This is a genomic window from Moraxella sp. K127 (genome assembly GCF_015223095.1).
Lineage (GTDB): Bacteria > Pseudomonadota > Gammaproteobacteria > Pseudomonadales > Moraxellaceae > Moraxella.
The window spans coordinates 1-5,653 of record NZ_JADFBZ010000081.1; the positions used below are offsets into that span (position 1 = coordinate 1).

At 45.7% G+C, this 5,653-nt stretch carries 6 protein-coding genes; 2 read left to right on the top strand and 4 right to left on the bottom strand.

The window, feature by feature from the left end; translation table 11 throughout:
- From IM753_RS12490 to ychF, 3 genes are all read right to left on the bottom strand, one after another.
- Positions 1-181: hypothetical protein (locus IM753_RS12490; RefSeq protein ID WP_194109421.1), on the bottom strand; the 181-nt coding region annotated here is incomplete at its 3' end.
- Positions 182-196: 15 nt separating this feature from the next.
- The gene (locus IM753_RS12495) at positions 197-670 is read right to left on the bottom strand and encodes a DUF441 domain-containing protein (RefSeq protein WP_065255908.1); all 474 of its coding nucleotides are present in this window, start codon (positions 668-670) and stop codon (positions 197-199) included.
- 141 nt (positions 671-811) lie between these two features.
- Positions 812-1,903, bottom strand: a complete 1,092-nt coding sequence (gene ychF, locus IM753_RS12500) for a redox-regulated ATPase YchF (protein ID WP_194109422.1) — start codon at positions 1,901-1,903, stop codon at positions 812-814.
- A 192-nt stretch (positions 1,904-2,095) separates the two neighbouring features.
- On the opposite strand from ychF, the gene IM753_RS12505 reads away from it, so the two are divergent.
- Positions 2,096-3,439, top strand: a complete 1,344-nt coding sequence (locus tag IM753_RS12505; RefSeq protein ID WP_194109423.1) for a Na+/H+ antiporter family protein — start codon at positions 2,096-2,098, stop codon at positions 3,437-3,439.
- Between the two features lie 96 nt (positions 3,440-3,535).
- On the opposite strand, the gene IM753_RS12510 is transcribed toward IM753_RS12505, so the two are convergent.
- Positions 3,536-4,099 (bottom strand): 5-formyltetrahydrofolate cyclo-ligase, encoded by a 564-nt coding sequence (locus IM753_RS12510; protein ID WP_194109424.1) that lies wholly within the window; start codon positions 4,097-4,099, stop codon positions 3,536-3,538.
- A gap of 120 nt (positions 4,100-4,219) precedes the next feature.
- Here IM753_RS12510 and fumC point away from each other — a divergent pair, with 120 nt between their 5' ends.
- Positions 4,220-5,611: a class II fumarate hydratase gene (gene fumC / locus IM753_RS12515; RefSeq protein ID WP_194109425.1), complete on the top strand. Its 1,392-nt coding sequence runs from the start codon at positions 4,220-4,222 to the stop codon at positions 5,609-5,611.
- The last annotated feature ends 42 nt before the right edge of the window (positions 5,612-5,653 follow it).

The following is a 5,653-nucleotide window of genomic DNA, read 5'->3' on the forward strand; positions in this document are numbered from 1 at the left end:
GGAGTGGGGTGTTTTGTTTATCAATGGACGTCTTTTTAATTTGAGATAAAGGCGGTGGGTTGGATATTGGCGGGCTAGATATCTCGGTCAAAGGCGTGATGTTGTTATTGGACGTTGTTGGATTATCAAAACAGCCGAACAACATAAAGGCGAAAATGAAAATTGATAATTGTCGTTTCATAAAATCATCCTAAACTTATTTCCAATAAAACAGCGACAAAATCCCCGCTGCAATGAGTGGTCCAACAGGCACGCCCCGAAGTAGTGCCACGCCTGCCACTGTGCCGATAAGTAGCCCTGCGATGACACTTGGCTCATCTGTCATGAGCTTAACCCCACGACCGCCCAAATACGCCACCAGTACACCAACAGCAATGGCAAGCAAGGATTTGACACTGACAAACGATTTTAAAATCACCTCCCCGCTAATTTTGCCACTGGCAATCGGAGCAAGTACGCCAATGGTTAAAATCAAAATACCCAAACTTAGCCCGTATTTTTCAACCACAGGCATGAGTTGGGCATTTAGTGGGCTGACCTTGACGACAATCAGTAGGGCGGTCGCTATGATAATGGTGTTATTTTGGCTAAACACGCCCAAACCCAATAGGATAAATAGGATGATTAGGCTGACATCAAGCGTGCTTAGTAGGTGGGTAAAGTTTGGCATGATTGTTTTTGTATTGAAATTTTGCGGTTAATTTTATCAATGCTAAAAAAATGATAAAAAGATGGGGTGTGCCACACACCGCTTAAATCTAAAAAATGAGATAAATAAAAAGCCAAAACTTATGCTTTGGCTTTTGGTGCTTTACACATTAAATCTAAAATGCATCACATCGCCGTCTTGGACGATATAGGTTTTGCCTTCTAGGCGGGATTTACCTGCCGAGCTTGCCCCTTTTTCTCCGCCATATTCAATAAAATCATCATAACTAATGACTTCGGCACGGATAAAGCCACGCTCAAAATCGGTATGAATAACCCCAGCGGCTTCGGGGGCGGTCGCACCCACAGGCACCGTCCACGCACGCACTTCTTTAACCCCTGCGGTGAAGTAGGTTTGTAGGTTTAGTAGGTCATATCCTGCACGAATCACACGGTCAAGCCCTGCTTCACTCATGCCCATGCCTTCTAAGAACTCTGCCTTTTCTTCTTCGTCAAGTTGGGCGATTTCGGCTTCAATTTGGTTGCACAGAGCCACGACAATGGCGTTTTCGCTTTGGGCAAATTCACGCACCGCATCTAGGTGGGGGTTATTTTCAAAACCGTCTTCTGCCACGTTGGCGATGTACATGACGGGTTTTAGGGTGATAAGCCCATAGGATTTGATGAGTTTTTTCTCGTCATTGTCAAGATTTGCCATCCGTGCAGGTTTGCCGTCTGCCAAAAATGGCTCAATCTTTTGAAACACCGCCAAAATCGCCTGAGCGTCTTTGTCTCCGCCTTTTGCTTTTTTTGTGGCGTTAGTTATCGCACGTCCCACCGCTTCAAGGTCGGCAAGAGCAAGCTCGGTGTTGATGGTCTCAATGTCGGATAGGGGGCTCACTCGTCCGTCCACATGAATGACGTTGTCATCATCAAAACAGCGCACCACATGGGCGATAGCGTCCGTCTCACGGATATTGGCAAGGAACTGATTGCCCATGCCCTCGCCTTTGCTTGCTCCTGCCACAAGCCCTGCGATGTCCACAAATTCCATGCTGGTCGGTAGCACACGTTCAGGCTTGACGATTTCTGCCAACGCCTTTAAGCGTGGGTCTGGCACAGGTACGATGCCTGTATTTGGGTCTTTGGTGCAAAAAGGGAAATTCTCGGCGGCGATGCCTGCCTTGGTCAGTGCGTTAAATAGGGTGGATTTGCCAACGTTTGGCAAGCCTACGATACCACAGTTAAAGCCCATGAGTTGTCTCGCTGTTAAAGTTTAAACCCTTTATTATAGCAAATTTTTCATGAAAAATTAAGCCAATTTCCCACATCCATCATCGTGCCTATCATTATGCCAATCATGCCAAAACGTTTTTATCTTGTGTATTTTTTTAAAAATGGGTTATAATTGGTGTTTTGATTATCATTTGATTATAAAAGGTATAAAATGAACGCTGTACTGTTGGCGGTCATCATCATGGTAGGGCTGTCGCTTGCTCGTGTCCATGTGGTGCTAAGTTTGATTTTGGGGGCAGTTGTGGGTGGCTTATTTGCAGGATTGCCCTTGACAGATGCAGAAAATGGGGCAACAGGCGTGCTGACACATTTTCAAAATGGTATTAAGGGTGGGGCGGGCATTGCCTTATCGTATGCCTTACTTGGGGCATTTGCAATGGCGATTGCTCATTCAGGCGTACCAAAGGCATTGGCAGACAAAGCGATTTTGATGGTCAAACATGCCAAACATGGCGGTGTTAAGTGGGCGGTATTTGGTGTGATTGTGCTGCTTGCCTGCCTAAGCCAAAACCTAATCCCCATTCACATTGCCTTTATTTTACTGCTCATTCCACCGCTTTTGACGGTGTTTAATGAATTAAAACTGGACAGAAGGCTCATCACTTGCCTTATCACCTTTGGGCTTGTTAATACTTATATGTTTGTCCCTTATGGGTTTGGGGACATTTTTTTAAATGAAATCATCATGGCAAATCTTGTCAAATCAGGGCTTGATGTCTCTGGCATTTCAGTGGTCAAAGCGATGAGCATTCCTGCTTTGGGCATGCTAACAGGGTTATTTGTGGCGATTTTTGTCAGTTATCGTAAACCCAGAATCTATGACAACGCCAAAACCCAAGCGGTCAAAGGCAATGATGAGCAGGTGATTGATAACAACATGGGCTTTAAAATCATCGTAACACTCATCGCCATCATCGCAGCTTTTATCATTCAACTAAACACTAATTCACTAATTTTAGGGTCGCTGTCAGGTTTTGCCATTTTTATGGCGACAGGCGTGGTCGGCTGGAATCAGGCGGACGATGTTTTTAATGATGGCATTAAAATGATGGCGATGATTGGGTTTATCATGATTAGTGCCCAAGGCTTTGCCGAGGTGATGAGTGCCACAGGACACATACAGCCACTGGTACAATCAGCGGTGGAGATGTTTGGGGCAAATAAAGCACTGGCAAGCCTTGCCATGTTGATGGTGGGGCTTGTCGTTACCATGGGGATTGGTTCGTCATTTTCGACCGTGCCGATTATTGCGACCATTTATGTACCGCTTTGTATGGCGATGGGGTTTAGTCCGATGGCAACTTTGGCACTTGTGACAAGTGCAGGCGTTCTCGGAGACGCAGGTTCGCCTGCATCTGACTCAACGCTTGGCCCAACGATGGGGCTAAACGTGGATGGACAGCATGACCATATAAAAGACAGCGTGATACCAACCTTTATCCATTATAACATCCCACTGATTTTGTTTGGATGGCTGGCGTCTATGGTATTGTAAGTTTTAAGATTGTTTGTAAAATCGGTTGATTAAGATTTTCCCAGTAAATTGTGATTTTCTGGGTAAGCCCTTTAAATCTTTATTGATTAACACTGTCTAAAACCTTATCACCCCCTTATCTGTTATGACCATATCCACGCCCTTATCCCATTCATGAACCGTTAAATTTTCAACCACTTGAAAATGATAACACCAGCCTACCTTTACCCCATGAAAACTGGCAAAAGTGCGGTCATAAAATCCGCCCCCCATGCCAAGCCGATTGCCACATTTATCCACCGCCACAAGTGGGCAAATAATCATGTCTAATTTATCGGCACTTATGTCATATTTGGCAAAAGGTTCTTTCATGCCAAGTTTATGGCGTTTTAGGGGTGTTTTGGCTAATGGCAAAAAAACAGGAGCAAAGCGTAAGGGTTTACCCACAATGGTAATCGGCAAAAAGGGCGTAAAGCCATGCTTTTGACAAAATGCCAAAATCGGTGCGGTGGGCAACTCGCCAAAATCGTCCAGATATAGCCCAATCTTGGCATTTTTGGGCAGGTGGAGCAAAAGTTTGGGTAGGTATAAACTTGCCATAAATGCAAACTTGGCACGCTGTTTGGCGGTCAAGGCTTTACGCTCTTTACGGATACGGGTACGAAGGGGAGTGTTTGGCATGAGTTTTTCCAATGGGTATTATTAAAAATGATAATGATTTATGATTGAAAATTGATTTTAATAATGGTATAGTAACTTTATCATTGTAGCAAATTTTATCCACCAAACAAGGAAAAATTTATGACCGACTTTCGTATTGAAAAAGACACCATGGGCGAAGTACAAGTCCCTGCCGATGCTTATTTTGGGGCTCAAACCCAGCGTAGCCGTGATAATTTTAAAATCGGGGGCGAGACCCTGCCACGCCCCTTGATTGTCGCCATGGCAACCGTCAAAAAAAGTGCATCTATCGTCAATGCTGAGCTTGGGCGGATTGAGAATAGCCAGCGTGATTTGATAGTGCAGGCGTGTGATGAAGTGATTGCAGGTGGGCTTGCCGACCAGTTTCCGCTTGTTGTATGGCAAACGGGCTCTGGCACGCAGTCCAACATGAACATGAATGAAGTCATCGCCAACCGAGCCAACGAAATCGCAGGCAGTCCAAAAGGCACTTACAAACCCGTCCACCCCAACGACCATGTCAACCACGCCCAATCCACCAACGACAGCTTTCCGACCACCATTCGTGTGGCAAGTGCGGTGGAGATTAACCGCTCACTTATCCCTGCCGTCAAGGCGTTGCGTGATACGCTTGCCAAAAAGTCTGCCGACTTTGCCGACATTGTCAAAATCGGACGTACCCATTTGCAAGATGCCACACCGCTCACCTTGGGTCAAGAATTTGGCGGTTATGTGGCACAGCTTGGTTTGGCACTTGTGCGGATTGATAACGCTTTGCAAGGCTTGTATCAGTTGCCACTTGGTGGAACGGCTGTGGGTACAGGGCTAAACAGCCACCCTGACTATGCCGTCAAATCCGCCCAAAAAATCAGCGAGCTGACAGGATTGCCCTTTGTAACCGCCCCCAACAAATTTGAAGCTTTGGCAAGCCGTGATGCTGAAGTGTTTGCCTCAGGGGCATTAAAAACCTTGGCAGGCAGTCTAAACAAAATCGCCAATGACATTCGCTGGCTATCTAGTGGCCCCCGTTGTGGTCTGGGCGAGATTACCATTCCCGAGAACGAACCAGGGTCATCTATCATGCCAGGTAAGGTAAACCCCACGCAGTCGGAGGCGATGACCATGGTGGTCGCTCAGGTCATGGGCAATGATGTAACTATCAATATGGCAGGGGCGAGCGGTAATTTTGAATTGAACGTCTTTATGCCTGTCATCGGTTATAATCTTTTGCAATCCATTCGCCTACTTGCGGACGCTTGCAACAGCTTTAATGATAATTGTGCGGTGGGTATTGAACCTGTGCGTGAAAAGATTGATTACTTTTTGCACAATTCGCTCATGTTGGTAACTGCCCTAAACCGTCATGTGGGCTATGAAAATGCCGCCAAAATTGCCAAAACTGCTTATAAAGAAAACAAAACCTTAAAACAAGTGGCGGTAGAGCTTGGGCTATTGACCGAGCAAGAGTTTGATGAATGGGTACGACCAGAAGACATGGTTGCACCAAAATAATCAAAGCAACAATCAAAGGTATGGTAAATAAGGGTAAGAGAG

Coding starts and splice junctions, on each gene's coding strand:
- IM753_RS12495 (WP_065255908.1), bottom strand. CDS start 670: ATGCCAAACTTTACCCACCTACTAAGCACGCTTGATGTCAGCCTAATC.
- ychF (WP_194109422.1), bottom strand. CDS start 1,903: ATGGGCTTTAACTGTGGTATCGTAGGCTTGCCAAACGTTGGCAAATCC.
- IM753_RS12505 (WP_194109423.1), top strand. CDS start 2,096: ATGAACGCTGTACTGTTGGCGGTCATCATCATGGTAGGGCTGTCGCTT.
- IM753_RS12510 (WP_194109424.1), bottom strand. CDS start 4,099: ATGCCAAACACTCCCCTTCGTACCCGTATCCGTAAAGAGCGTAAAGCC.
- fumC (WP_194109425.1), top strand. CDS start 4,220: ATGACCGACTTTCGTATTGAAAAAGACACCATGGGCGAAGTACAAGTC.